General features: G+C 68.0%; 21 protein-coding genes. 11 read left to right on the forward strand and 10 right to left on the reverse strand.

Going from position 1 to position 24,647, the window contains the following annotated elements; genetic code table 11:
• Positions 1-17 precede the first annotated feature (17 nt).
• Entirely contained in the window at positions 18-662 is a 645-nt protein-coding gene (locus tag ADBZ9K_RS08810) for an Rv1363c family protein (protein WP_526619697.1), read from the reverse strand.
• Entirely contained in the window at positions 659-1,366 is a 708-nt protein-coding gene (locus ADBZ9K_RS08815) for an Rv1363c family protein (protein ID WP_526619698.1), read from the reverse strand. The genes ADBZ9K_RS08810 and ADBZ9K_RS08815 overlap by 4 nt, the downstream gene beginning before the upstream one ends.
• 217 nt (positions 1,367-1,583) lie before the next feature.
• Here ADBZ9K_RS08815 and ADBZ9K_RS08820 point away from each other — a divergent pair, with 217 nt between their 5' ends.
• The 4 genes from ADBZ9K_RS08820 to alr all read left to right on the forward strand — a co-directional run bounded on the left by ADBZ9K_RS08820 (position 1,584) and on the right by alr (position 6,346).
• On the forward strand, positions 1,584-2,522 hold the full coding sequence (locus ADBZ9K_RS08820) for a LysR family transcriptional regulator (RefSeq protein ID WP_526619699.1): 939 nt from the start codon (positions 1,584-1,586) through the stop codon (positions 2,520-2,522).
• Positions 2,523-2,628: 106 nt separating this feature from the next.
• Entirely contained in the window at positions 2,629-4,155 is a 1,527-nt protein-coding gene (locus ADBZ9K_RS08825) for an amino acid permease (RefSeq protein ID WP_526619700.1), read from the forward strand.
• Between the two features lie 21 nt (positions 4,156-4,176).
• The gene (locus ADBZ9K_RS08830; protein WP_526619701.1) at positions 4,177-5,196 is read left to right on the forward strand and encodes an aminotransferase class IV; all 1,020 of its coding nucleotides are present in this window, start codon (positions 4,177-4,179) and stop codon (positions 5,194-5,196) included.
• Between the two features lies 1 nt (position 5,197).
• The gene (alr, locus tag ADBZ9K_RS08835; RefSeq protein WP_526619702.1) at positions 5,198-6,346 is read left to right on the forward strand and encodes an alanine racemase; all 1,149 of its coding nucleotides are present in this window, start codon (positions 5,198-5,200) and stop codon (positions 6,344-6,346) included.
• Here alr and xylB read toward each other — a convergent pair.
• Together xylB and ADBZ9K_RS08845 are read right to left on the reverse strand one after the other, a co-directional pair.
• Positions 6,304-7,704, reverse strand: a complete 1,401-nt coding sequence (gene xylB, locus ADBZ9K_RS08840) for a xylulokinase (protein ID WP_526619703.1) — start codon at positions 7,702-7,704, stop codon at positions 6,304-6,306. The genes alr and xylB overlap by 43 nt on opposite strands.
• A 142-nt stretch (positions 7,705-7,846) precedes the next feature.
• Positions 7,847-8,827, reverse strand: a complete 981-nt coding sequence (locus ADBZ9K_RS08845) for a cyclase family protein (protein ID WP_526619704.1) — start codon at positions 8,825-8,827, stop codon at positions 7,847-7,849.
• Positions 8,828-8,987: 160 nt separating this feature from the next.
• Between ADBZ9K_RS08845 and ADBZ9K_RS08850 the strand changes: the two genes are divergently transcribed.
• Positions 8,988-9,404, forward strand: a complete 417-nt coding sequence (locus tag ADBZ9K_RS08850) for an Rv2576c family protein (RefSeq protein ID WP_526619705.1) — start codon at positions 8,988-8,990, stop codon at positions 9,402-9,404.
• An 18-nt stretch (positions 9,405-9,422) separates the two neighbouring features.
• On the opposite strand, the gene ADBZ9K_RS08855 is transcribed toward ADBZ9K_RS08850, so the two are convergent.
• On the reverse strand, positions 9,423-9,830 hold the full coding sequence (locus ADBZ9K_RS08855) for a hypothetical protein (protein WP_526619706.1): 408 nt from the start codon (positions 9,828-9,830) through the stop codon (positions 9,423-9,425).
• Between the two features lie 178 nt (positions 9,831-10,008).
• Here ADBZ9K_RS08855 and ADBZ9K_RS08860 point away from each other — a divergent pair, with 178 nt between their 5' ends.
• Positions 10,009-10,764, forward strand: a complete 756-nt coding sequence (locus ADBZ9K_RS08860) for an Rv1363c family protein (RefSeq protein ID WP_526619707.1) — start codon at positions 10,009-10,011, stop codon at positions 10,762-10,764.
• Positions 10,765-10,852: 88 nt separating this feature from the next.
• Here ADBZ9K_RS08860 and ADBZ9K_RS08865 read toward each other — a convergent pair whose 3' ends face one another.
• From ADBZ9K_RS08865 to ADBZ9K_RS08875, 3 genes are all read right to left on the reverse strand, one after another.
• A complete protein-coding gene (locus ADBZ9K_RS08865) occupies positions 10,853-14,461 on the reverse strand; it encodes a beta strand repeat-containing protein (protein WP_526619708.1) in 3,609 nt (1,202 codons plus the stop codon).
• A gap of 948 nt (positions 14,462-15,409) precedes the next feature.
• The gene (locus ADBZ9K_RS08870) at positions 15,410-16,555 is read right to left on the reverse strand and encodes a thiolase family protein (RefSeq protein WP_526619709.1); all 1,146 of its coding nucleotides are present in this window, start codon (positions 16,553-16,555) and stop codon (positions 15,410-15,412) included.
• A gap of 12 nt (positions 16,556-16,567) precedes the next feature.
• A complete protein-coding gene (locus ADBZ9K_RS08875; RefSeq protein WP_526619710.1) occupies positions 16,568-17,782 on the reverse strand; it encodes a CaiB/BaiF CoA transferase family protein in 1,215 nt (404 codons plus the stop codon).
• A gap of 188 nt (positions 17,783-17,970) precedes the next feature.
• Between ADBZ9K_RS08875 and ADBZ9K_RS08880 the strand changes: the two genes are divergently transcribed.
• From ADBZ9K_RS08880 to ADBZ9K_RS08890, 3 genes are all read left to right on the forward strand, one after another.
• Positions 17,971-19,947: an acetoacetate--CoA ligase gene (locus tag ADBZ9K_RS08880; protein WP_526619711.1), complete on the forward strand. Its 1,977-nt coding sequence runs from the start codon at positions 17,971-17,973 to the stop codon at positions 19,945-19,947.
• A 62-nt stretch (positions 19,948-20,009) separates the two neighbouring features.
• Positions 20,010-20,276: a hypothetical protein gene (locus tag ADBZ9K_RS08885; RefSeq protein ID WP_526619712.1), complete on the forward strand. Its 267-nt coding sequence runs from the start codon at positions 20,010-20,012 to the stop codon at positions 20,274-20,276.
• A 1-nt stretch (position 20,277) separates the two neighbouring features.
• Positions 20,278-21,063, forward strand: a complete 786-nt coding sequence (locus ADBZ9K_RS08890) for an SDR family oxidoreductase (protein ID WP_526619713.1) — start codon at positions 20,278-20,280, stop codon at positions 21,061-21,063.
• Between the two features lie 9 nt (positions 21,064-21,072).
• Here ADBZ9K_RS08890 and ADBZ9K_RS08895 read toward each other — a convergent pair whose 3' ends face one another.
• Positions 21,073-21,339, reverse strand: a complete 267-nt coding sequence (locus tag ADBZ9K_RS08895; protein WP_526619714.1) for a hypothetical protein — start codon at positions 21,337-21,339, stop codon at positions 21,073-21,075.
• Positions 21,340-21,412: 73 nt separating this feature from the next.
• Here ADBZ9K_RS08895 and ADBZ9K_RS08900 point away from each other — a divergent pair, with 73 nt between their 5' ends.
• Together ADBZ9K_RS08900 and ADBZ9K_RS08905 are read left to right on the forward strand one after the other, a co-directional pair.
• A complete protein-coding gene (locus ADBZ9K_RS08900) occupies positions 21,413-21,940 on the forward strand; it encodes a hypothetical protein (protein WP_526619715.1) in 528 nt (175 codons plus the stop codon).
• A 402-nt stretch (positions 21,941-22,342) separates the two neighbouring features.
• Entirely contained in the window at positions 22,343-23,626 is a 1,284-nt protein-coding gene (locus tag ADBZ9K_RS08905; RefSeq protein ID WP_526620841.1) for a hypothetical protein, read from the forward strand.
• A gap of 130 nt (positions 23,627-23,756) precedes the next feature.
• Here ADBZ9K_RS08905 and ADBZ9K_RS08910 read toward each other — a convergent pair whose 3' ends face one another.
• A complete protein-coding gene (locus ADBZ9K_RS08910) occupies positions 23,757-24,161 on the reverse strand; it encodes an Rv2240c family protein (protein ID WP_526619716.1) in 405 nt (134 codons plus the stop codon).
• Positions 24,162-24,647 lie beyond the last annotated feature (486 nt).

Genomic DNA, 24,647 nt, shown 5'->3' on the forward strand with positions numbered 1-24,647 from the left:
ACCGACCCTCCGTGCGTCTAGATCGGGTTGAACTCGGAGATCAGCCAGCGACCGTCGCTCTTGGTCACCCTCACCATGACGCTGCTGGTCGCCAACGCCGGATCCGGCCGGTCCTTGCTCGTCGTCACCTGATTGACGAACACCAGGACGACCGCGTTGTCGGGATGCATCTCCGAGACGGCCGCGCGGGCGACGGTCGCCTCGGTCTTGACGCCCTTCTGCCGGGCCGCCGGCGCGACGATCTGGTCGGTGAACTGGCTGTAGTACTTGAGGAATTCACCGGTCAGGTGGGACTTGGCATTGGCCAGGTCCTTGTCCAGGGTGTCGGGCGCGTAGGACAGCAGCGCCACCGTGCCCTGTGTCGCGGCTTCCCGTGCCTGCTGCTGGGCGGCCTCGTTGGTCAGCCGGTCCGGCCGGTACATCCACCAGTAGACGCCGCCGGCGGCGCCGGCGGATGCGACCAACAGGATGGCGATCATCAGCGCCACCCAGCGCCGGCCGCACCAGCTCATGACCCGGGCCACGCCGCCGCGGTCACGGCCGGCCGGCTCGCCGGCGTCCGCTTCGGCGACCTCGGTGCCGGTGGTTTCCTCCACGTCGACGACCGCCACCTCGGTATCGGTGTCGTTCTCGGCGGGCGAGTCGGTCTTCTCACTGCTCATGGCACAAACTCCACATTCGACATCTTCAACTGGCCGCCGTCGCGCGCCACCGTCACGCTCATTCGCCAGGCACGGGGATCGCGTTCGGCCCCATTGGCGTTGGTTACCTGCGACGCGGCCGCGAGCAACACCACCCCGGTGTCCCCGTTCTCCGACTCCAGCGCCGCCGACTTGATCGTGCCGACGGTGACGGCCTTGGACTGCTCGGCCGTCTTCACGAAATCCTCGGCGCCCTTGGTGAAATCGGCCTTGAACGTGCCGGTGGACAAATCAATCACTCGCTGCACGTCGGCCTTGGCGTGGGTGTAGTCGATCGAGAGCAGGGCCACCACGCCCGCCTTCGCCGCGGTGACGAACTCAGCCCGGTGTGCACGCTGGGCGGCATCGTGGCGGTACTGCCACAACATCAACCCGGTCACGGTGAGCAGGGCACAGATCACCACCACCGCCACGGCCAGGGCAGCCCTCGACCAGGACAACCACCGGCGCCGGGCCGGTGCACCGGTGTCTGGGCCGTCGGTGTCTGGGCCGTCGGCGAGCTCAGCGCCGCGCAGCCGTGCGGCCGTCGCTTTGGCACGGGCCGCCTCGGCGCGCGCTTGCGCCTCAGCCGCCTCGGCCTCGGCGAGCTCTGCCATCACTTCCGAAACGGGCTCGTCGCCGGTGGCATCCACCGCGGCATCGGTGCGGTCGACCTCAGACGCCATGCCATCCACACAGATCGTTCACGTCCGTCACGCGGCGCGCTAGAGCGTGCAGGCGTCGCATGTCGAACTCCTCTCTGGACCAAACATCCCGCCAGCGTACGGGCGGGCACTGTGAGCTCGGCCCGCGCCGCCGCTCATTGTGGACGACGCCACGGCCGCACGGGTACAGACCGTCCCGACACGCGGGCCACCGGCGATCTCCTCCTGGCGAAATATCATGATGACTGGCTCGACCCAGGGAGGTCTCACGAACGCCGACGTCACACTGCGCCAACTGCGGTACTTCGCCGCCCTGGGCACCGAACTGAACTACCGGCGCGCCGCCGACACGCTGTTCATCACCCAGCCGGCCCTGTCGACGGCGATCAAACAGCTCGAGCACCAGTTCGGTGTCGTCCTGTTCACCCGCAGCACCCGCGAGGTCGCGCTCACCGATCTCGGGGCCGCGTGGCTGCCGCAGGTTCAGCAAGCCCTGGCCGGGGTCGACGCCGTCGTCGCCAACCTGGTGACCCTGTCCGGCACCCAGCAGGGCGTGCTGCGCCTCGGCTACCTCATCGGCACCGGCGCCGACCTGCTCTTCCGGATCGTCCGACACTTCGAAGCCGCGCACCCCGGGGTGGTCGTCGAACCGACCGAGTTCGACTTCGCCGACCCGACCGCCGGCCTGCGTGAGGGCAGCATGGAGGTCGCGCTGATCCGGCCGCCGGTTGACCTGCCCGAGCACCGGATGCTGATCCTGGACGCCGAATCCTGGGTGGCCTGCCTGCCACGCGACCACCGCTTCGCCGAACGGGCCGATGTCGACATCACCGAACTGCTCGAAGAACCGATCGTCTGCGCTCCGCTGACGGCAGGCAGCTGGCGTGACTACTGGATGGCCATGGATGTCCGCGGGAACCGCCCACCCTCGATCGCCGGGGTCGCGGCGACCTACGAAGCCGAGACGACCATGGTCGCCCGCGGCCTGGGGATCAGTTTCACGACATCGTCGGTGGCGCACTTCTACGACCGGCCCGGTATTGCCTACGTGCCTATCACTGGCCGCCCGCCCAGCTACACGGCACTGGCCTGGCATCCCGGACGGCTGTCGCCGCAGGCAGAGGCCCTGGTTTCACACGTTCAAGAGCACTGGAACTTCGGCGACGAACCCCACTGATAACCCCCGGTTATCAGTCCATTGAAAGGTGCAACTTCCGAAAGCGTTCACGACAGGTTTTCCTAGCTTCAGTTGTTCTGTCGAACAGTCCTGACCTGGAGTGACCATGACCGACGCCTTAACCCCCTCCGCTCATTCACCGACGCCCATCCCGCCCCCGTCCCGCCCGGGAGAAAGCGAGGACGCCCGGCTGGCCGAGTTCGGTTACCAGCAACGGCTGGACCGCTCGGTGGGCAGCGTGGCCTCCTTCGCCATCGGCTTCGCCACCATCAGCGCCACCACCGCGGTGTTCACTGGATTCGGCGCCGGCTACTTCACCGCCGGCGCGCCGTTCGTCTGGACGCTGCTGCTGGCCGGTGTGGTGTTCGCGCTGTGGGCGTTCATCGCCGCCGACCTGACGGCCAAGATCCCCCTGGCCGGCTACGCCTACCAGTGGACCAGCCGGATCAACGGGCCCAGCCTGGGCTGGTTCACCGGATTCGTGGCACTGCTCGGCTGGATCAGCGGCATGACCGGGGTGGGTTTCATCCTGTCGGGCTACCTGGGCGGCCTGTTCGGCTGGAACATGACCCAGAGCGAACAGATCCTCGTCGCCATCGGCGTGGTGTTTCTGTGTGTGCTCATCAACATCTACGGCGTCCGGTTCGCGACCATGGTGAACAACATCGGGGTGAGCCTCGAACTGGTCGTCACACTCGGCGCGACGCTGCTGGTCGCCGTCATCGCGTTCTCGGCTCCCGACCACCACCAGCCGATCTCGGTGTTGTTCACCGGTGGCGCATCCGGCGACAAAGACTCCTACGTGCTGGCCTGGCTGGCAGCGGCGCTGGGTCCGTTCTTCGGCCTGATCGGCGTGGAGTCGGGCGCCGACGTCGCCGAGGAGACCAAGAATGCCCGCTACGTCGTCCCGCGCACCATGTTCTACGCGCTGATCACCTCGGTGGTGATCGAACTGCTGATGTACGTCGTCTACGTGCTGGCGATCCGGGACGAGGCGGCGGTGCAGGGCAACTCGGCGGCCCCGATCGAGGAGATCATCAGCCAGCAGGCCGGCCCGGTCGTCACCAAAATCGTTGTCGCCGTGGCGCTGACGAATATCCTGGCCTGCCTGCTGTCCAACATCCTGGTGGCCACCCGGCTGGCCTACTCGATGGCCCGCGACAACATGCTGCCGCTGTCGCACCTGTGGCGCCACGTCTCGCCCAGGAGCAAGGCCCCCACCTACGCGGTGATCGGCCTGGGCTGCCTGTCCACCGTGCTGCTGCTCTCGGCACTGGTCAACGAGAAGGCGTTCAACTACATCTTGGGCATCGCCTCGCTGCTGTTCTTCTCGGTGTACATCCTGCAGACCATCGGGCTGCTCATCGGTGTGCGCAAGGGCACCATCCCGCAAGGCGAGCCAGGCACCTTCGACTTGGGCCGGTTCCGCCTGCCCGTCTATGTCACCGCGCTGGTGGTGTTCCTGGGCGTGGCCGTGGCCCTGATCTTCCTGCCGCAGTTCGCCGGCAACGGCTGGGTGTTCCTCGGCATCGTCGCGGTCGGGGCGCTGTGGTGGGGCACCGGACTGCGCGGTCGACTCCAGCGCGGCGAAGCAGGATCGGACTTCGCCCGCACCCACCTGGTCAACGACTAGAACTGAAAGAGGCTCTCTCACATGGCAATCAGTACCGATTTTTCCACCAGCAATCTGGTCAGCGTCGAGCCCGGCGCCATCCGGGAGGCCACCCCGCCCGGGTCGGTCATCCAGTACAGCGACTACGAGCTGGACCACTCCAGTGAGTTCGCCGGCGGCGCGGCCTGGATCGAGGGCGAGTACATCCCGGCCTCCGAGGCACGCATCTCCATCTTCGACACCGGCTTCGGACACTCGGACCTGACCTACACGGTGGCCCACGTGTGGCACGGCAACATCTTCCGGCTCGGTGACCATCTGGATCGGCTGCTCGACGGTGCGGCCAAGCTGCGGCTGGAAGCGGGGATGACCAAGGACGAGCTGGCCGACATCACCAAACGTTGCGTGGCGCTCTCGCAGCTGCGCGAGTCGTTCGTCAACCTAACCGTGACCCGCGGATACGGAAAACGTAAGGGCGAGAAGGACCTTTCCAAGCTCAACCACCAGGTCTACATCTACGCCATCCCCTACCTGTGGGCGTTCCCGCCGGCCGAGCAGATCTTCGGCACCACCGCGATCGTGCCCCGCCATGTGCGCCGCGCCGGCCGTAACACCGTCGACCCGACGATCAAGAACTACCAGTGGGGCGATCTCACCGCCGCCAGCTTTGAAGCCAAGGACCGCGGCGCCCGCACCGCCATCCTGCTCGACGCCGACAACTGCGTCGCCGAGGGGCCGGGATTCAACGTGGTGATCGTCAAGGAGGGCAAACTGTTCTCACCGTCGCGCAACGCCCTACCCGGCATCACCCGCAAGACGGTGTTCGAGATCGCCGACGCCATGGGCATCGAGGCCACACTGTGCGACGTCACCAGCCGCGACCTCTACGATGCCGACGAGCTGATGGCCGTGACGACGGCGGGCGGGGTAACACCAATCACCGCCCTGGACGGCGCCGCCCTCGGCGACGGATCCCCGGGTCCGCTGACCGTGGCGATCCGGGACCGCTTCTGGGCCTTGATGGATGAGCCGTCACCGCTCATCGAGGCCATCGACTACTGACATGCCTGCCGCCGTCGAGGCCGTCGTCGACCTCGGGGCCATCGCGCACAACGTCGAGGTGGTGCGGCAGCGATCACGCACGGCAGTCATGGCCGTCGTCAAGGCCGACGGCTATGGGCACGGGGCCACCCAGGTAGCCCGCGCGGCGCTGGACGCCGGCGCCGCCGAGCTCGGGGTGGCCACCGTCGCCGAAGCGCTCGCACTGCGCAGTGCCGGCATCACCGCCCCCATCATCGCCTGGTTGCTCACGCCCACAACAGATTTCGCTGGTGCGGTTGCCGCGGGCGTGGAGGTGGTGGTGTCCTCGGCGCAACAGCTGGAGCGGGTGGCCGCGGCAGCGGCCGGCCTCGGCGTCACCGCGACGGTCGGCGTGAAGGCCGACACCGGGCTGGGCCGAAGCGGGGCGACGCCGACGGACTGGGTCGAGCTGCGCGAAGCAGTGGCCAGGTCCGCAGCCAGCGGATCGGTGGTGCTGCGCACCGCGATGACCCACCTAGCCCGCGGCGACGAGCCGCAGCACCCCCTCAATGACCGGCAGGTGGCCTGCCTGGACGCGCGAGTGGCCGAATTGCGCCGCGCGGGAACGCCGCCACAGGTCGTGCACGCGTCGAATTCTGCTGCCGCACTGACCCGCCCGGAGCTCTCCCGTGATCTGGTGCGTGCCGGCATCGCCATCTACGGGCGTACCCCGGTTCCCGACATCGGCGATTTCGGGTTGATCCCGGCGCTGACGCTGACCGCCGAGATCGCGCTGGTCAAGCGAATCGCTGCCGGACAGGGCGTGTCCTACAGTCACACCTGGATCGCGCCCCGAGATACCACCGTCGCGGTGGTGGCGTGCGGGTACGCCGACGGAGTGCCGCGCGTGCTGTCCAACGTGCTGACCGTGGCGATCGGCGGACGTCGGTTCACCAATGTGGGACGGATCTGCATGGACCAGTTCGTGATCGATCTGGGGCCCGACGGCGCCGGAGTCACCGAGGGCGACCGGGTGGTGCTCTTCGGCACTGGCGCGGCCGGCGAGCCGACGGCGCTGGACTGGGCGCGCTGCGCCGGCACCATCGACTACGAGATCCTGTCCGGCATCCGCGGCCGCACGGTGCGCCGCTACGTGTCCTGTCCCAGCGTTCGCAGCCGCGCTTCTTCGTAGCGTTCGGTGACCGAGGGAGTCGGTTCGGCCGCATAGGTTTTCACGTGCCCCGTCGACCAGGCCGGCGGCTCGTCCGCGGCGGAGACCACCCACGCCGCCTGTCGCGCGGCACCGAGAGCGACGTACTCACCTGGCTCGGGCACCAGGACCGGGCGGCCGAGCACCGCCGGTGCGATGCGGCAGACGGCTTCCGAGCGCACACCCCCGCCGACCATCACCACCCGGTCGGCGTCGATGCCCTGCTCGGCGATCTTGTCCAGGCAGAACTCCATCGAGGCCAGCAGCCCTTCAACGGCCGCGCGCGCGACGTTGGCCGGCGACAGGTTGCCGCCGGTGACACCGTGCAGGGCCCCGGCGGCGTGGGGCAGGTTCGGGGACCGTTCACCGTCGAAATAGGGCACCCAGACCAGGCCGTCGGCCCCGGCCGGAGCGCCGAGTGCGAGCCGCGAGAATTCGTCGAGATCGACCCCCAGCATCGCGGCCACGGCGGCGAGCACCGGCGCGCCGTTGAGCGTGCACACCAGCGGGAGGTAACGACCTGTCGCATCGGCGAATCCGGCCACCAGGCCGTCCGGATCGTTGGGTGCGGCATCGCCCACCGCGCTCACCACCCCGGAGGTACCCAACGACACCACACAGTCGCCGAGCCCGGCTCCCAATCCCAGCGCGGCAGCCGCGTTGTCGCCGGCACCGGGCCCCAGCAGCGCCCCCGCGGGGGTTCGGCCGGCGGACTCGCTGGGTCCTAGCACCCGGGGCAGCACCGGTCGACGCCCCCGCATCGCCACGGTGAGCACGTCGTCGCGATAGTCGTTGGTGGCAGCCGAGAAATACCCGGTGCCCGAGGCGTCGCTGCGGTCGGTGCACAACTCGGTGATGTCGACACTGCCGCTCAGCCGCCATGTCAGCCAGTCGTGGGGCAGGCACACCGCGGCGGTCGCGTCAGCGTTGCCGGGCTCGTGGTCGGCGAGCCAGCGCAGCTTGGACACGGTGATCGAGGCGACGGGGACCACGCCGATCTCGCCGGCCCACCGGGTGGCCCCGAGTTCGGTGACCAACTCGGCGGCAGCGGCACCCGAACGGGTGTCGTTCCACAGCAGCGCGGGACGTACGACGCCGCCGCGCTGGTCCAGGCAGACCATGCCGTGCTGCTGTCCGCCGACCGACACCGCGGCAACGTCGTCGAGACCGCCGGCGGCCGCAATGCTCTGTTGCAGGGCGTTCCACCAGTGTTCGGGGTCGACTTCGGTACCGGGCGGATGGGGGGTGGCCGCCGACCGCACCACCGCACCGGTCTCGGCGTCACAAATCACGACCTTGCACGACTGGGTGGACGAATCGACGCCGGCAACCAGCGTCATGCGTCGGCCGTCACGAACGAGTTCTCCCTGGGCGCCACTCCCCCATTCAACCCTTCCCCGACCCGGCCGGACAAACCCCCGGCAGGCATCGGGCGCGGGCGCATCCGGCCGTTGCCGGTGCACCGAGGGACGCCGACGCGGGTCACTTGATCGCGATGGGGTTCACCGGCGACCCGACGGCGCCGGTGACCGACAGCGGCGGTGCGACGAGCTGGAATTCGTAGCGGCCGTCGGCCGCGCAATCCGCGGCCAGTTCGGTCAGATTCCAGTACTCGCCCAGCATCAGGCCCATGTCGCGCAGGCACAGCATGTGCATCGGCAGCATGGTGCCGCGCACCCCCGAGACGGGGTTCTCCACCATCAGGTTGTCGGCGGCCACGGCGGCCACCTGGTGGTCGTGCAGCCACGATGCGCAGGTCCAGTCCAGCCCCGCCCCGGGCTCTGCGCCGTCACCGGTCTCCAAAAATCTTGCCCACCAGCCGGTTCGGATCAGCACGATATCGCCCGGCTCCACCCGCACGCCCTGTGTTCGGGCGGCCTCGTCGAGCTCGGCTGGCGTAATCGGCTCACCGAGTTCGCAGAATGTCGAAACGCCACGCAGCGTGACGATGTCGAGCAGCACCCCCCGCGAGGTGATGCCCTTGCTGACCACCTTGTCGATGCCCAGGTAGTAGGCACCCAGGCTGCTCACCGAGTCCGCGGGAAAGCCGTTGTACAGCTGGTCCTCGTAGTAGACGTGCGAGAGCGCGTCCCACTGGGTGGCGGCCTGCAACGGCATGATGATCATGTCGTCGTTGAACCGCATCGGACCGGCCTTGGCGTACCCGCCCAGCTGAACGGCCGCCGGGTTGCGCAGCCACTTCGGCCCGTACCGCGTCAGTGTGGTGGCGTCACCGCCGTCGACCGTCATCACGTGCGTCGGGTTCTGCCGGTAGTGGAAGGCACCCTGCGGCCCCGACGACCCGAAGTCGACGCCCAGGGGGAACACCGTGCCACGCTGGACCAGTGCCGCCGCCTGCGCGACCTTCTCGGGGGTGATGAAGTTCAGCGTGCCCAGTTCGTCGGCGTCGCCCCACCGACCCCAATTGCGGACGTCGTCGGCGACCCGACGGAAATCGGTCATGTCGGCCACGCTGGTCGTCCCCTCTCACCGCCGGCCCGCCGCGAGCCGGGCGTGAAGTCAGGCTAACCAGATCCACGCGTTCGCCGGTGACCACCAATTCGAAGCCCTACAATCCGGTGATGGTGTTTCCGGAGAAGGAGGCGGCGTGCCAGGCTGCGCCATGAGGTTCGCCCGCGTCGGTTCGGCTCTCGCAGTGGCAGCGGCCGGGGTGACCGCGGCCGCGGGTCCCGCCAACGCCGAGGAGCCGGTGATGCACCAGGTCACCTACAGCATCTTCTCCGAGTTGCCGTTCCGGGGTGCCGACATCTACTACCGGGACACCGAGCCACCGAACTGGGCCGACTACAGCCATGACCCCTACATGTTCAGCCCGAAGATCGAGGCCGACGTCGGACCTGGGCAGAAGTGGGTGCTCAACGTGCAGCTGTCCGACCCCGACGAATGGGCCATGGTGATGGCCACCAGCGGGATGTCGAAGTACCCGCCCAACTTTCACTGCGTGCTTGCGGTCGATGGCGTCGTCGTCGCGGAGAATTCCGGTGCCAAAGGGGCGTTGTGCTCGCTGCGGCACTGGTGAGTTGATCAGCCGCCAGCCCTAGGCGTCGCCGCGGACCCAGATACTTTCGTTGTTCTGGACAGCGCAGGTGAGGAACAGCCCGTCGGGTGCTTGCGCGACGGAGTTCTCGTATCCCGTGCAGTTGGTGTTGAAGTCCTTGACACCGACCATCGGCGGCGAGCGGAAGTAGCGCGGCTCGTAGCGTCGGGGCGAGCCGCAGAACAGCAGCCGGCCCCAGTTGTTCCTGGTGTCCACCGCGAACACGTAGTAGCCGGTGTCGTTGCACGGGGCACCCAGCTCCATCCCGGCCGCGATGCCGGGTGTGCAGAAGGCGTCATTGCATTCGTTGGCGTTGACCGGCACCGCGGCCGGGTCCGCTGAGGCCGGGGCGGGCATCAACACTCCGGCCGTCAGGAGCGCAGCAAGAACGGGCACCGTCGATCGCACCCGAATACTGTCGCATACTCGGTAAGCGAATTCTCCAGCTCTGGCGAAACACGTGCGCGGTCGCGGACCGGTTGCCCGCCGGACAACCACCGGTGGCACAGGATTGCCCCTGTGGAATGCTGGACGGCGATGCTAACGTCGCTCTCCGCCGTGCGACCGCGCCGGACGAGGAGGTCCCATGCCGCCGGGCAAGCGTGAATCCGAGGCACCCGCCGAAGCCGACGACCTGGCATCCGCCGAAGCCGCGGATGCCGCGGCCGCCGAGGCCGAAGCGCGCGCCGAAGCCGCGCGTGCCCGGGCAGATGAGTTGCGCCGCAAGCTGGAGGCCTCCCGCGTGGAAGCGCAGTCCCCCGCCGCGACCGAGACCGATGTCGACTCAGCCGAGGTCCCCGACGTCGACGCACAGCTGGCCGATGAGCCCTCTCCCCCCAAACGCCGCTTACGCCCGCCCCGGCCCAGGACCGTAGCCGCCACGGTGGCCGTGCTGCTGATCGCGGGCCTGTCCAGCGCCACCGGATACATGGTGTGGGACCACCGCAAGGCCGAGGCGCAGCGGCAACGCAGCGCCGAGTACGCGGCCGCGGCGCGCCAGGGCGTGGTCAACCTGATGTCCATGGACTACACGAAGGCCAAGGAAAGCGTCCAACGCGTCATCGACGACTCCACCGGCAAATTCAAGACCAACATGGAAGACAGCACCGACGATCTGGTCAAGGCACTGCAAGACTCCAAGATGACCACCAAGGTGACCGTCAACGACGCCGCGGTGGATTCGATGGACGAGCAGTCCGCGGTCGTGCTGGTCGCGGCAACGTCGCATCGTGAGGGCCCGAACGCGCCTAAGGAAGACCAGCAGCCCCGGGTCTGGCGGGTCATGGTGACCGTCGAACACGACGGCGGGCAGATCAAAATCTCCGACGTCGAGTTCGCCTGAGTTCCAAGCGCTACCCCGGCCGATCATCCGAAGACGACCGTGGCCCCTCCCGTAAGGGAAGGGCCACGGTGCGTTTCGTGACGAGGGCCTAGGCGGCCTTGCCGCTCTTGTTCGAGCTCTTAGCCGAACCCGCCGACTGCTTCTTCGACGAGCCGGATGCCGAACCCTTATCCGAGCTGTCACCCTTGCTGCCCGAGGACGCCTTGGTGTCCGAAGACCCCTTGGTGTCCGAAGAACCCTTGGTGTCGGTCGAACCCTTGGTGTCCGAAGACGCCTTGGTGTCCGTCGAACCCTTGGTGTCCGTCGACGGCGTCGTGCCCGGCTTAGGCAGCGACGGCAGCGACAGGGACGGTGGCTTGGGAAGCGACAGCGACGGCAGCGACGGTGGCTTGGGAAGCGACAGCGACGGCAGCTTGGGCAGGGACGGCAGCGATAGCGCAGGCGGCGCGGGCAGCGACACCTTGGGCGGCGTCACCTTCGTTCCGGCTGTGGCGGACCCGGCGGCCGACGATGTGGTGTCGGACGCCTTCTTCGCAGTGCTCGGTGCCGCAGCGTTGTCCTTGACCTCCAACGAGACCGTCGGGCCATTGCCCGCGATGCTCGTCACCGTGTCGTTGACACCCTTCACCGCGGACGCCGCCGCAGCACCGGCCGCCGCCAAGGTGGCAGCCGCAGCACCACCGGCACCGGCATTGATCCCACCGCCGAGATGGATCCCGCCGAGTGTGAAGTTGAACGACGCCTGCAGGCTCGCGCTCAATGCCTTTGCCAGGTCCGTCAATTGGGCGCTGATGTGCGCTCCTGCTGTCGCAAGAGCGCTCACGACGGCCTCCGGGGTCGGCAGTGCCGAAAGCGCGGCCTTGATCGCGGTGTCCAGCGCAACGCCACCGACGATCAGTCCGTTGTTGAGGGCACCGATCAGCGCACCGCCTGCCGCCACACCGGCATTCAGCCCGGCCGTGAGCACCGCCGCGCCGGTCTGAAGCACTTGCTGACCGGCCTGCAGCGCAACGTCGAGGCCGCCCCCGAGCGCCCCGGTCACCGTATTTAGCGCGGCACTCGCGGCCGCGACGAACTGTGCCGGTGACGGGAATGCCGACACTGCGGCGTTGAACGCCGCCGCCAACGTGGCTCCACCGGAGGCCAGCGCGTCGACGAAGCCCTGTAGGCCGTCAACGCTGACATTGAGGGCGGCCTGCAACGCCAGGCCCAGGTTGATGTCGATGTTGCCCAGGGCGTTGACCAGTGCGGTGATGAAGGCCTGCGGGTTCGGGAAGGCGGCCAGTGCCGCCTGGAACGCCGCCGACAGTGCACTGGCACCGTTGCCCAGGCCAGCGATCAATGCCTGGAAGGCGGTCTGCCCGGCGGCAATTCCGGCCTGGATGGTGTCAGCCAGTTGCCCGGTCAACGTGGTCAAGGCGCCGGTCAGGATGCCCAAGGTCGGATTGATCGCCGCCAGAGCACCATTGAGAGCAGCCACAAACGCCGCCGGCGTCGGGAACGCCGACAACGCCGCCTGGAACGCCGCCGCCAACGTGGCCCCACCAGAAACCAGCGCATCCACAAAGCCCTGCAACCCGGTAACACCCACATTGAGCACGGCCTGCAACGCCAGACCCAGATTCACATCAATATTGCCAAACGCCTGCACCAGTGCAGCGATGAACGCCGCCGGATTCGGGAACGCCGCCAACGCCGCCTGGAACGCCGCCGCCAACGCCGAACCACCATCGCTCAACGCATTGATGACCGCCTGAAAACCAGTCAACCCCGCCGCAATCCCAGCCTGAATCGTGGCACCCAACTGCCCGGTCAACGTCGTCAACGCATTGGCCACCACACCCAACGTCGGATTGATCGCCGCCAGAGCACCATTGAGAGCAGCCACAAACGCCGCCGGCGTCGGGAACGCCGACAACGCCGCCTGGAACGCCGCCGCCAACGTGGCCCCACCAGAAACCAGCGCATCCACAAAGCCCTGCAACCCGGTAACACCCACATTGAGCACGGCCTGCAACGCCAGACCCAGATTCACATCAATATTGCCAAACGCCTGCACCAGTGCAGCGATGAACGCCGCCGGATTCGGGAACGCCGCCAACGCCGCCTGGAACGCCGCCGCCAACGCCGAACCACCATCGCTCAACGCATTGATGACCGCCTGAAAACCAGTCAACCCCGCCGCAATCCCAGCCTGAATCGTGGCACCCAACTGCCCGGTCAACGTCGTCAACGCATTAGCCACCACACCCAACGTCGGATTGATCGCCGCCAGAGCACCATTGAGAGCAGCCACAAACGCCGCCGGCGTCGGGAACGCCGACAACGCCGCCTGGAACGCCGCCGCCAACGTGGCCCCACCAGAAACCAGCGCATCCACAAAGCCCTGCAACCCGGTAACACCCACATTGAGCACGGCCTGCAACGCCAGACCCAGATTCACATCAATATTGCCAAACGCCTGCACCAACGCAGCGATGAACGCCGCCGGATTCGGGAACGCCGCCAACGCCGCCTGGAACGCCGCCGCCAACGCCGAACCACCATCGCTCAACGCATTGATGACCGCCTGAAAACCAGTCAACCCCGCCGCAATCCCAGCCTGAATCGTGGCACCCAACTGCCCGGTCAACGTCGTCAACGCATTAGCCACCACACCCAACGTCGGATTGATCGCCGCCAGAGCACCATTGAGAGCAGCCACAAACGCCGCCGGCGTCGGGAACGCCGACAACGCCGCCTGGAACGCCGCCGCCAACGTGGCCCCACCAGAAACCAGCGCATCCACAAAGCCCTGCAACCCGGTAACACCCACATTGAGCACGGCCTGCAACGCCAGACCCAGATTCACATCAATATTGCCAAACGCCTGCACCAACGCAGCGATGAACGCCGCCGGATTCGGGAACGCCGCCAACGCCGCCTGGAACGCCGCCGCCAACGCCGAACCACCATCGCTCAACGCATTGATGACCGCCTGAAAACCAGTCAACCCCGCCGCAATCCCAGCCTGAATCGTGGCACCCAACTGCCCGGTCAACGTCGTCAACGCATTGGCCACCACACCCAAGGTCGGATTGATCGCCGCCAGAGCACCATTGAGAGCAGCCACAAACGCCGCCGGCGTCGGGAACGCCGACAACGCCGCCTGGAACGCCGCGGACAGTGCCGCGCCACCTGCCGCCAACGCGTTCGCCAGCGCCACGGCGCCGTCGATGCTGACGTTGAGGGCGGCCTGCAGCGCAAGACCCAGATTCACATCAATGCTGCCGAACGCCTGCACCAACGCAGCGACGAACGCCTGCGGGGTGGGGAATTGCGCCAAAGCATTGTCCACGGCCGTGGCCAGAGCGCTGCCGCTGTCGAGCAGTCCGTCGATGATCGACTGCAGCGCGGTGTTGCCCGCGCCGAGGCCTGAGATGAGGGCGGCTTGCAGTGCGTCACCGAGCTGGGTGATCGCGGTGGCGGCCGCACCGTTGACGGCGTTGAGGCCGCCCTGCAGCCCACCCCACGCCCCATTGAGAGCCTGGATCACGTCAGCGAGGGAGGACAGCGAGACGTCGGCCAATGCCGACAGCGCCCTGTTGCTCGCAATGTGAAGATCCGGCGGGGTCACTTGAATGGGCGCGAGCGCAATGGCGCTTGCGCCGAATACTGCCACCCCCGCGGTCAGATATGACCGAACAGCAACGTCCATGACTATCCCTTCAAGTGAGTTCAGCCCCGACATTCGGAACTTACCTGAGAAAAACCTAAGTAGCAAAACGATTTCTCTCAGTTTCTGTCGATAACTGTCCGGCGCGCGTTACCGTCTGATCGTTATTAGCTGCAGCGAAAATAACTGTCGACATTCGGCGCTACCGAGATCGTGGAAACAGCAAATATCCGGTCGCCAGCGCCGGGACCGCCCCCCGCAGACGCCGCCCGAGGGCAACCCCCGAGCGCGCCACCGGGCGTCAACCGTGGTCAACAGATCGTTGCGCCCACAATCACCTTCGGCGCACGAGGCCGACCACCGACCCGTCACAGCCCGCCCCGGAGTCCCCGACGGCGACGTTCCAGCAAGCCATCGGCGCTGGTTGCCGCCCGACGAGCGGCTTCGCTACCACCAGCAATGCTGTGCAACCGTTTTCACCTAGCCAGGCACGGAACGCCACCGTCGCGACACGCCGGCGCGGACAGTCGGCCCCGGGCAGTGGCCCAGCCGCCCCGAACCCGCCGCGGCCCGGGCCGTCGACCCGCCATGGACCGAGTTCAGCCGGGGTGGTTTGAACTCACCCGGCACGGGGAACATCCCTGTCGCGTTGTTCCGACGTCAACTAAGCGTGAATACCGGCTCCACCGGTTGCGTCGCCAGGAGTGCGAGCAGTTCGCCTACTTTCCTGGTGGTAGCGGGCTACAAGTTCGCTATGCGTGTTGCTGATATTGGTCTCTACTGCCAATTATCAGTTAGCTAGCCACGAGGCCTCTCAGTTAAATGAAGAGTTATCTTAGGAATTGCTGAGAACTGTCTGGCGGCGCGTTGAGATGGGTCAGCAAACTGTAATTCACACTGGTCAACGACAACAGCGCGCGGCGACCCGACTCGGGTAAGCGCGCAGCCGCGTCAATGCACCGGAAAGGCCCCGGCGTGCTGGGCCGTGGCTCAGCCGATCAGCTCGACGATCGTGGCGTTGGCAGTGCCGCCGCCCTCACACATCGTCTGCAATCCGAACCGAGCACCGGTCGCGCGCATGTGGTGCAGCATTCGCGTCATCAGCACTGCCCCCGAGGCGCCGAGCGGGTGCCCCAATGCGATGGCCCCGCCCAGCGGGTTGAGCCTGTCGAGGTCCCCTCCGGTGTCGGCCAGCCAGGCCAGCGGTACCGGCGCGAACGCCTCGTTGACCTCATACACACCGATGTCACCAATGCCCAGGCCGGCCTTCGCCAGCACCTTCTGCGTCGCCGGGATCGGCCCGGTGAGCATCAGCACCGGATCCGCACCGGCGACGGCACCGGCGACGTAACGCGCGATGGGGGTCCAGCCCTGCGCGACAGCGTGTTCGGCGGTCGTCACCAGCAGTGCGGCCGCACCGTCGGATATCTGCGACGAGTTGCCGGCATGGATAACCCCGTCTTCGGTGAACGCCGGTTTGAGTGCCGCCAGTTTCTCCGCGGTGGTCCCCCGCCGAATCCCTTCGTCGGCGGTGACCACTGCATCGCCGGTGGCCACCGCAACGATCTGGTCGGTGAAGGCGCCGCCATCCTGGGCGGCCGCGGCGAGCTCATGTGAGCGTGCCGAGTACTCATCGAGGCGGGTACGGGCCAATCCCCACTTCTGGGCGATGAGTTCCGCGGAGAAACCCTGATTGAACGAGAAATCGTGATAGCGCTCAAGCACTTTGGGCCCGTATGGCATACCGGTGGCTCGAGCCGACCCGAGCGGCACCCGGCTCATCACCTCGACGCCCCCGGCGACGACGACATCCTGCTGCCCCGACATCACCGCGTGCGCGGCGAAATCGAGCGCCTGCTGGCTGGATCCGCAGGCCCGGTTCACCGTCGTTCCCGGGATGGATTCCGGCCATCCCGCGGCGAGCACGGCGAACCGGCCGATATTGCTGGATTGGTCACCGACCTGTGACACGCAGCCCCACACGACGTCATCGACCGTCGAAGCGTCGAGGCCGGTACGCCCAACAAGTGCGTTGAGCACCACCGCCGACAGGTCGGCCGCGTGCATCCCGGACAGGCCACCGTTGCGCTTGCCAACCGGGGTACGTACCGCCTCGACGATCACCGCGTCACGCATCGTTGCTCCCGTTCATGAGATGGCGCCCTGATCGCGCAACCGGCGAATCGCTGGGCCAGACAACCCGAACTCGCTCAGGATGGCCTCGGTGTGCTCACCGAGTCCGGGCACCGGACCCATCGGCTGCTCGTAACCTTCGATGATCGGGGGCGGCAGGATGGCCCTGATCGGTCCGGCGGCGGTCTGCACCGCGCGCCAGCGGTCCCGCGCACTCAACTGCGGGTGGTCCAACACCTCGCTGGGCAGGTTGTACCGGGCGTTGCCGATTCCGGCCGCATCGGCGGTCTTCTGCACATGAACGAGATCATGCTTGTTACACCAGCTTTGGATCGCCTCATCGAGCTCCGCGCGGTTGGCGACCCGACCGGCGTTGGTGGCGAAGCGCGCATCGCCGGCCAGGTCGGGGCGCTCGATGATCTCGCGGGCCAGCCGCTGCCATTCCCGGTCATTGGTGGTACCCAGCACGACCGTCCGACCGTCGGCGGTGTCGTAGGCGCCGTACGGCGCGACAGCGGGAGAACTCATTCCCAGCGGCTGCTGGTCGATGCCGGAGTGCTGGGTGTAGGTCAGTGGGTAGCCCATCAGATCCATCATCGTGTCGAACAGGCTCACGTTGACCGCGCCGCCACGCCGGTCTCGGTGGTCGCGCGAGTACAGCAAGGCCATGATCGACAGCGCGGAATACAGGCCGGTAGAGATATCGGCGATCGGCGGCCCGGGTTTGGCCGGCTGACCCGGGTACCCCGTCACCGCGCAGGACCCGGATTCCGACTGGGCCAGCAGGTCGTAGGCGCGTTTGTGCGACAACGGCCCGCCGGCGCCGTACCCGTCGATCTCGACCACGATGACGTCGGGGTACTTGGTACGAAGTTGCTCGGCTGAGATGCCCAGCCGCGCGGTCGAACCCGGCGCCAGATTCGAGACGAGCACGTCGGCACGCTCCAGCAGGCGATGCAGGATCTCGATGCCCTCGGCCGACTTCAGATCCAGCGCAACGGATTCCTTGTTGCGGTTGACCCAGACGAAGTGGGCGGCCAGCCCCCCGGGACCATTGACGACGTCGTCGTAGTGGCGGGCGAAGTCACCGCCGGCGGGGTTCTCCACCTTGATCACGCGGGCCCCGAAGTCGGCAAGGACCCGGGTGCACATCGGCGCCGACACCGCCTGTTCCAGTGCTACGACGGTGACGCCGGCCAGCGGGGCTGGCGGTTGGTCAGCAGACGTCATCGGATCACCATACGGTTGGCGGCCCCGGCGCCCCAGCGCGGTCACGGTCGCCGTACCGGCTCAGCAAGGTCCAGGTCACGGTGGCCGCGTGTCGGGTTGAGCGGGGCCCAGGCCAGAATGTTGACCGAAGGCCCGCGTTTACCGGCGGGAGAGTGCCCGTACCACCCGTGCCGTCTCGGCCGACACGCATGGGTGAGGGCGGTGGAAGGAGTGCAGTGCCGCGCACCGACGAGCCCGACACGGGCACCGAACCCCAGTGGAGACGGTTCGCCAGCACCGCGGCCGCGGCCCACGGCGCGCCGGTCGGGGACTACCCCGACCTGTGGCAGTGGTCCGTCGATCACCCGGCGCGATTCTGGCGGGCGGCCTGGGAGTACTTCGACGTCATCGCTGACACCGGCCCCGCCCCGGGCGAGCAGGGCGTGCTCGCCGACGCCTCGATGCCCGGTGCACAGTGGTTCCCCGGCGTCCGGCTGAACTACGTCGACCAGATCCTGCGGCATCGATCGCGCAGCGGTGCGGCGATCGTGGGCATCGATGAGGACGGGACCCGAACCGAGATCGGTTGGGCGGAGCTGGCCGGGCGAACCGGCGCGGTCGCCGCTGAACTGCGTCGGCTCGGCGTCGGTCCCGGCGACCGGGTAGCCGGCTATCTGCCCGATGTCGCCGACGCGATGGTCGCCTTTCTGGCCACCGCCGCGGTCGGCGCGGTGTGGTCGGCGTGCGGACAGGATTACGCGCCCCAGGGCGCCGCGTCCCGGCTGGCCCAGCTGGAGCCCAAGGTGCTGTTCAGCGCCGACGGGTATCGCCTCGGCGGGCGCTGGATCGACAAGCGCGCAGACACCGCCGAACTGGTAGATCTGCTGCCCGGCGATCCCCACCTGCTGGTGCTGGGCAGCGACGACTTCCGCACTCTGATCGCCCGGCCCGTCGACCCGGAGGTCACCACGGTCGCCTTCGACCACCCGCTGTGGGTGCTGTTCAGTTCCGGTACCACCGGCAAACCCAAGGGCATCGTGCACGGGCACGGCGGCGTCATCCTCGAGCACCTGAAAGCGGCTGCCCTGCACGCGGATCTGCGCCCGGGTGACGTGTTCTTCTGGCATACCGCGTTGAGCTGGATGATGTGGAACTTCCGCATCGCCGGCCTGATGTGCGGGGCGACGGTGGTCTGCTACAGCGGCCACCCGCTGTATCCCGATGCCGATCGGTTGTGGCAGCTGCTCGAGGACGAGAAGGTGACCTACTTCGGTACCAGCCCCGGCCACCTGCTGGCCTCCCGCAAGGCCGGTCTACATCCGGGCGCCGCCCACGACCTGCACCGGTTGACGACGATCGGCAGTACCGGCTCACCGCTGCCGGCCGAGCTGTTCGACTGGGTGTATGCCGAGGTCGGCGAGCACGTGACGGTGTCCTCGATCAGCGGCGGGACCGACGTGGTGACGGCGTTCGCCGGCGGTACCGCGGGTGTGCCGGTGGTCGCTGGCGAGCTCACCACCCGCTACCTCGGCGTGGCACTGCACAGCTGGTCACCGCACCGGCAACCGCTCATCGGCGAGGTCGGCGAGATGGTCATCACCGCGCCGATGCCGTCGATGCCGGTTGGCTTCTGGGACGATGACGACGGATCTCGTTACCGCGCCGCATATTTCGACCATCACTGGGCCGACGGTCCGGCTCCGGACGTCTGGCGACACGGCGACTGGGTGACCGTCACCGACTCGGGTGCCCTGATCATCCACGGCCGCAGCGACGCCACCCTCAACCGGCACGGCATCCGGATGGGATCGGCGGACATCTACGAGGTGGTCGAAGCGATCGACGCGGTGACCGAGGCGTTCGTCCTCGGCATCGACGGTCCCGACGGTGCCTACTGGATGCCGTTGTTCGTGACGCTCGCCGAGGGTCACTCGCTCGACGACGACCTCGTTACCACGATCCGGTCGGCGATCCGGACCAAGCTGTCGCCGCGGCACGTGCCCGACGATGTCATCGAAGCACCGGGGATCCCGCACACCCGCACCGGCAAGAAGCTCGAGGTGCCGGTGACCGCGATCATGGCCGGCCACGCCGACGTGTCGCTGGACCCACGGTCGGTCGACCAGCCCGATCTCATCGACTGGTATCGGGAACAGGGCCGGGCGCACAGCTGGGCGAAGGGCTGATTGGCCGACGCCACACTCGGGCGGCTCGTCTACATTCGACAGAACGGCTCTGGGAGGCGCACATGATCAAGCTGGAACTGCCCTACGTCACCGTCACAGTCGATGACCGGTTTCGCACCAGGCTGGCGCACGCCGGCGAGCGGTTGCGGGTCAACCTGACCGCGTACCTGCGCAACGCCGCCGACGACGTCGACGGTCTGGGCCGCAAGGCCACCGCCGCCTGTCAGAGCGCGGCCCTCCGGGTCGACACGGCGATGGCGGCGGCCACCACCCGAATCGCCGCGGAACCGCCCGCCGCGCCGCCGGCGCCGACGCTGCGGGTCGTCTGAGATGGCAGCACCGGCCGTCTTCATCACCGGCGCCGCCGCGGGCATCGGACGGGCGACGGCGCTGACGTTCGCGCGGCACGGCTATCGCGTCGGCGCCTACGACGTCGATCTCGGTGGGCTTGCCACCCTCCGCGCCGAGATCACCGACCACGGCGGTGATATCGAGATCGGCCGACTTGACGTCACCGACGCACAGGACTGGGCGGCCCGACTCGGCGAATTCGCCGGCCCGTCAGGCCAACTCGACATCCTGGTGAATAACGCCGGGGTACTGACCACCGGCGCGTTCGCCGATGTCCCGCTCACGACACACCGCCAGATGGTCGACATCAATTTCTACGGCGCGCTGGTGGGACTGCACACCGCCTTCCCCTATCTGCGCGACACCGCCCACGCCCAGGTCGTCAACATGTGCTCGGCATCGGCCATCTACGGCCAGCCCGAACTGGCCACCTATTCAGCCACCAAGTTCGCCCTGCGCGCGCTGACCGAGGCGCTCGAACTGGAATGGCGCCGTTACGGGATCAGGGTGTTGGCGACGTGGCCGCTATTCGTCAAAACGGCCATGACCGACGGCGTCGAGACCGGCAGCACCAAGTCGCTGGGGGTCAACCTCACCCCCGACGATGTGGCCGCCGCCGTGTACTCGGCCACCCATGCCGGCCGCGGCCGGCTGGCCAGGGTGCACTATCCGGTCGGGCGCCAGACGAGTGTATTTGCCGCGCTATCGCAGGTGACGCCCAATTGGGTGCAGCGGCTGATCACCAAGACGGTGACACGCTCCTGATTGTCCGCCTCACCCGATCGAGGTGTAGGGCTTTCGCGGCGGCTGCTGATTCTGCCGAAACGATTGGCACAGACCGAGATTGCTGGCTACGCACGGCACACCGTTGATGGTCGGGGCGCTCCCCTGCAGGTAGCACTGGCCGGTGTACTGATTGTTGACATGCCCGGGCGGACAACCGTCGGCCGTCGCCACCGGCGGTGCGCCGACCAAAGCCGCTGCGACCATGGCACCACCCATCACATGAGCGGCTCGTCGCCAGAAGGGCATCATCAGCACCAACCCACCTTGTCTGCTACCAGGAGCCTACGCCCGCGGAATTTGCTAAAGCCCCGGGACTAGGATCGTCGACATGCCGGAGCCGACCCCGAAGCCGGAAGCGTCGCCCGCTTCTCACACCGCCCCACGATCGGCCACGAGCTGGATCGCGCCCACAGCGCTGGTGGTTTCGCTGATCGCCGCGGCCCTGGCTGGTTGGGCGGTGCTGCGGCCGGCAACGCCGAACACCACAGCGGACCGCACGCCGGATAGCGCGGCACAGGGTGGCGATCCCAAGGCGAATGCCTGCGATGCATACCGGACCGTCACCTCGGCGGTGTCCTTGCAAACCCACGCCGACGCCGGCGCCGACCCGGCCGCCGTGCAGGGTATCGCCGCCAACGCCAGACTCGCCATGTCCGGCGGCGCAACGTACCTGCTGGCTCACGTGAACACGGAAACGCCGGCCGATCTCGCCGACGCCATCCGCAGCTTCGCCTCCCAGCTGCAGGACATCTCGATGAACGCCCTAGCCGGCATGGCCAACAGCGACCCGGCGCAGGCCGCCCGCCTCCGCGACGCCGAAACCGCCAATAATCGGATCGCCGAGCTCTGCAAATAGCAGCACGGCGGTCCTGCAAGCTCAAGTTCAGCTCACGTTTGCCCGAAGTTCGGCGGTGAGCCAAGTGGGGTCCAGTCCAGGGTAAGGGGCACCCCCTTGGATTTCTTTCGCAGTGACAACTTGCCGCATTCGCCGGCGAAACGTCTTCTCCGAAGGGAATTGAAGAACTTGTCCAGACACCGCAAGAAATCGACCCGCGTGGCTACGCCGGCCTTCGTCACAACGGGCGTCGCCGGTGCGGCGATGGTCGGCGCGGGTTTCCTGCTCGCCACCACCGACTCGACCCCGAAGACGGCATCGCCGGCCATCAAGCTGGCTTCCGTCGACTGCCCGATCAGTCTGGCCGGCTGCGGCACCAGCTTGAGCACCGCGTCGGGGTTCTCCACGGCGACCGCCGCCGGCGTGCTGGCCTCGGCCACCGGCAACCCCATCGGTGATTTCGTCTCGATCTTCGTCAGCAACGGCACCGCCGAGCATCCCGACGGCGGCCTGCTCATCGGCAACGGCTACACCTACAGCGCGGCCGACACCCAGTGCGCCAGCGCCGCGTGCAACGGCGGCAAGGGCGGCCTGCTGTTCGGCAACGGCGGCAGCGGCTACAACGGTGGCAACGGCGGCAGCGCCGGGCTGTACGGCAATGGCGGCAACGGCGGGGATGCCCTCAGCGCGGCCATCAACGGTGGCAACGGCGGCAACGGTGGCAACGGCGGCCTCTTCGCCGGAAGCTCCAGCTCCGGTGCGCTGTTCGGCGGCGGCGGGGGCAACGGCGGCAAGGGAATCGCCGGCGGCAACGGCGGAACCGGCGGCGCCGCAGGCCTGTTCGCCGGCAGCGGCGGCAAGGGCGGCGACGGCGGCAACAGCACCGCTGCCGGCACCAACGGCGGCAACGGCGGCAACGGCGGCAACGCCGCGGGCCTGCCCATCGTGGGCGGCGGCAGCGCCGGCGCCGGCGGTGCCGGCGGCAACGGCTACAGCGACGGATCCGATGGCGGCAAGGGCACCAACGGCGGCAACGGCGGCGCGGGCGGCAACGGCGGCCAGTACGGCTCGGCGTCAGGCGGCTTGGGCGGCAACGGCGGCGCCGGCGGATTGGGCACCGCGTCAGGCGGTAACGGCGGCACCGGCGGCGCGGGCGGCAACGGCGGCACCGTTGCAGGCAGCGGCGGCGCGGGCGGCACAGGCGGCGGCGGCGGTATCAGCGGCACCGGGGCCGGCGGCAGCGGCGGCGCCGGAGGCAACGGCGGAACGGGCGGTCTGACCGGGAACGGCGGCGCGGGCGCGGCAGGTGGGGACGGCGGCGCTGGAGCCTCTACCGGCGGCTCGGGCGGCGCCGGCGGCACGGGCGGCCTGGGCGGCAGCAACGGTGGATCCGGCGGCAACGGCGGCAAGGGTGCGACCGGCGCGACCGGCGGCGCCGGCGGCACCGGCGGCCACGGCGGCTTCGGCGGGTTCAGTGGAGGTGCCGGCGGCAATGGCGGCTCGGGCGGCACCGGCGCCGCCACCGGCTCGGGCGGCGCGGGCGGCAGCGGTGCCGACGGCGGTGCCAGCGCGATCAACGGCGGCAAGGGCGGCACCGGCGGGACCGGCGGCAAGGGCGGCGGCACGAACGGCAAGACCGGCCAGCTCGGCACCGGCTCGCTGGGGCCAGTACCGGGCAAGGGCGGCGCCGGCGGCGCCGGCGGCTAACAGCCAGGCGGTTGCACCCAACCGACAATCGGCCCCCTTCCCAGGAAGGGGGCCGATTCGTTGGTGGGCCGACGTCGTTAGTGCGTCGATGTGACCGCGATTGGTGAGCCGGCAATCAAGGCGCCGACTGTCAGGCGCGTCCGCCGTTGAGTGCGCATGCCATCTGCGCATTGTTCGCGTCGGTATTCATGTCGTTGGCCGTTGCGTTCAGCGAGTCACCGCCGCCGCGGATGCCCATGATCACCAACAGCTTTGCTGCGTGCAGCGACCACGACCGCATAGGCGCAGCAACATCGTCGGGCAACCCGGGGGTCGATGCCGCCGACATCGCCGCCGAAGCAGCCTCGCGCAAGGCGGTACGGCCAACGATATTCGCATTCGCCACGCTGGGATCCTGGTAGTTCACGTTGTTTCCGTTGCCGGCCGTGTTGTAGGCGAAGTCCTCGTAATTCGTCGCGGCAAAGTCCAGTGCGGCGCCGAACTGCTTGCAGGCATCGGCCACCGCACTGATGTCCGGCCCTGGTGGCACAGCCATCGGGTCAGCGTCCGGCACAGGCACATTCGCCGGAACAGGATCTGGTGCGGGCGCCGGCGATACGGTCTGTGCGTCCGGATCCGCCGATGCGGTCGGCACGGCAAACAATGCCGACCCCGATACCAACATCACCGCAGCCAGTGCGCGACCGCATAACAGGGACGATCTCATCGCTTCCTCCTGGATCGTGGGCTCCCCCGAACCGTCCGGCTGGAAGTTCCAAACCAGCCCAAACCCGATCCCGCGACGTCAGGGCTCCTCCAGGGTCAGGACCTAGCCATGATCGATCGGGTGGCTGTCCGAACGGTGAACAACCAACGAACGAGGGGCGCCATCGAGGGATCCATCGGGTGTCGTATCCGACCGATCCGGTCGTCAACGACCCACGCGCAATCCGGCCCAAAAGCCTTCGCAACGGCCGGATAACGAAATGACGCCCGGTAGATGGGAACCGGGTGGAAGTTGTTGGTGCGGTGTTTACCGGTG

It is taken from the genome of Mycobacterium sp. (assembly GCF_965229265.1).
Classification (GTDB): Bacteria; Actinomycetota; Actinomycetes; order Mycobacteriales; family Mycobacteriaceae; genus Mycobacterium.

Bases quoted from the DNA above. Each gene is read 5' to 3' on its own strand.
- ADBZ9K_RS08810 (WP_526619697.1), bottom strand. From the start codon at position 662: ATGAGCAGTGAGAAGACCGACTCGCCCGCCGAGAACGACACCGATACC.
- ADBZ9K_RS08815 (WP_526619698.1), bottom strand. From the start codon at position 1,366: ATGGCGTCTGAGGTCGACCGCACCGATGCCGCGGTGGATGCCACCGGC.
- ADBZ9K_RS08820 (WP_526619699.1), top strand. From the start codon at position 1,584: ATGATGACTGGCTCGACCCAGGGAGGTCTCACGAACGCCGACGTCACA.
- ADBZ9K_RS08825 (WP_526619700.1), top strand. From the start codon at position 2,629: ATGACCGACGCCTTAACCCCCTCCGCTCATTCACCGACGCCCATCCCG.
- ADBZ9K_RS08830 (WP_526619701.1), top strand. From the start codon at position 4,177: ATGGCAATCAGTACCGATTTTTCCACCAGCAATCTGGTCAGCGTCGAG.
- alr (WP_526619702.1), top strand. From the start codon at position 5,198: ATGCCTGCCGCCGTCGAGGCCGTCGTCGACCTCGGGGCCATCGCGCAC.
- xylB (WP_526619703.1), bottom strand. From the start codon at position 7,704: ATGACGCTGGTTGCCGGCGTCGATTCGTCCACCCAGTCGTGCAAGGTC.
- ADBZ9K_RS08845 (WP_526619704.1), bottom strand. From the start codon at position 8,827: ATGACCGATTTCCGTCGGGTCGCCGACGACGTCCGCAATTGGGGTCGG.
- ADBZ9K_RS08850 (WP_526619705.1), top strand. From the start codon at position 8,988: ATGAGGTTCGCCCGCGTCGGTTCGGCTCTCGCAGTGGCAGCGGCCGGG.
- ADBZ9K_RS08860 (WP_526619707.1), top strand. From the start codon at position 10,009: ATGCCGCCGGGCAAGCGTGAATCCGAGGCACCCGCCGAAGCCGACGAC.
- ADBZ9K_RS08865 (WP_526619708.1), bottom strand. From the start codon at position 14,461: ATGGACGTTGCTGTTCGGTCATATCTGACCGCGGGGGTGGCAGTATTC.
- ADBZ9K_RS08870 (WP_526619709.1), bottom strand. From the start codon at position 16,555: ATGCGTGACGCGGTGATCGTCGAGGCGGTACGTACCCCGGTTGGCAAG.
- ADBZ9K_RS08875 (WP_526619710.1), bottom strand. From the start codon at position 17,782: ATGACGTCTGCTGACCAACCGCCAGCCCCGCTGGCCGGCGTCACCGTC.
- ADBZ9K_RS08880 (WP_526619711.1), top strand. From the start codon at position 17,971: ATGGGTGAGGGCGGTGGAAGGAGTGCAGTGCCGCGCACCGACGAGCCC.
- ADBZ9K_RS08885 (WP_526619712.1), top strand. From the start codon at position 20,010: ATGATCAAGCTGGAACTGCCCTACGTCACCGTCACAGTCGATGACCGG.
- ADBZ9K_RS08890 (WP_526619713.1), top strand. From the start codon at position 20,278: ATGGCAGCACCGGCCGTCTTCATCACCGGCGCCGCCGCGGGCATCGGA.
- ADBZ9K_RS08900 (WP_526619715.1), top strand. From the start codon at position 21,413: ATGCCGGAGCCGACCCCGAAGCCGGAAGCGTCGCCCGCTTCTCACACC.
- ADBZ9K_RS08910 (WP_526619716.1), bottom strand. From the start codon at position 24,161: ATGGCTGTGCCACCAGGGCCGGACATCAGTGCGGTGGCCGATGCCTGC.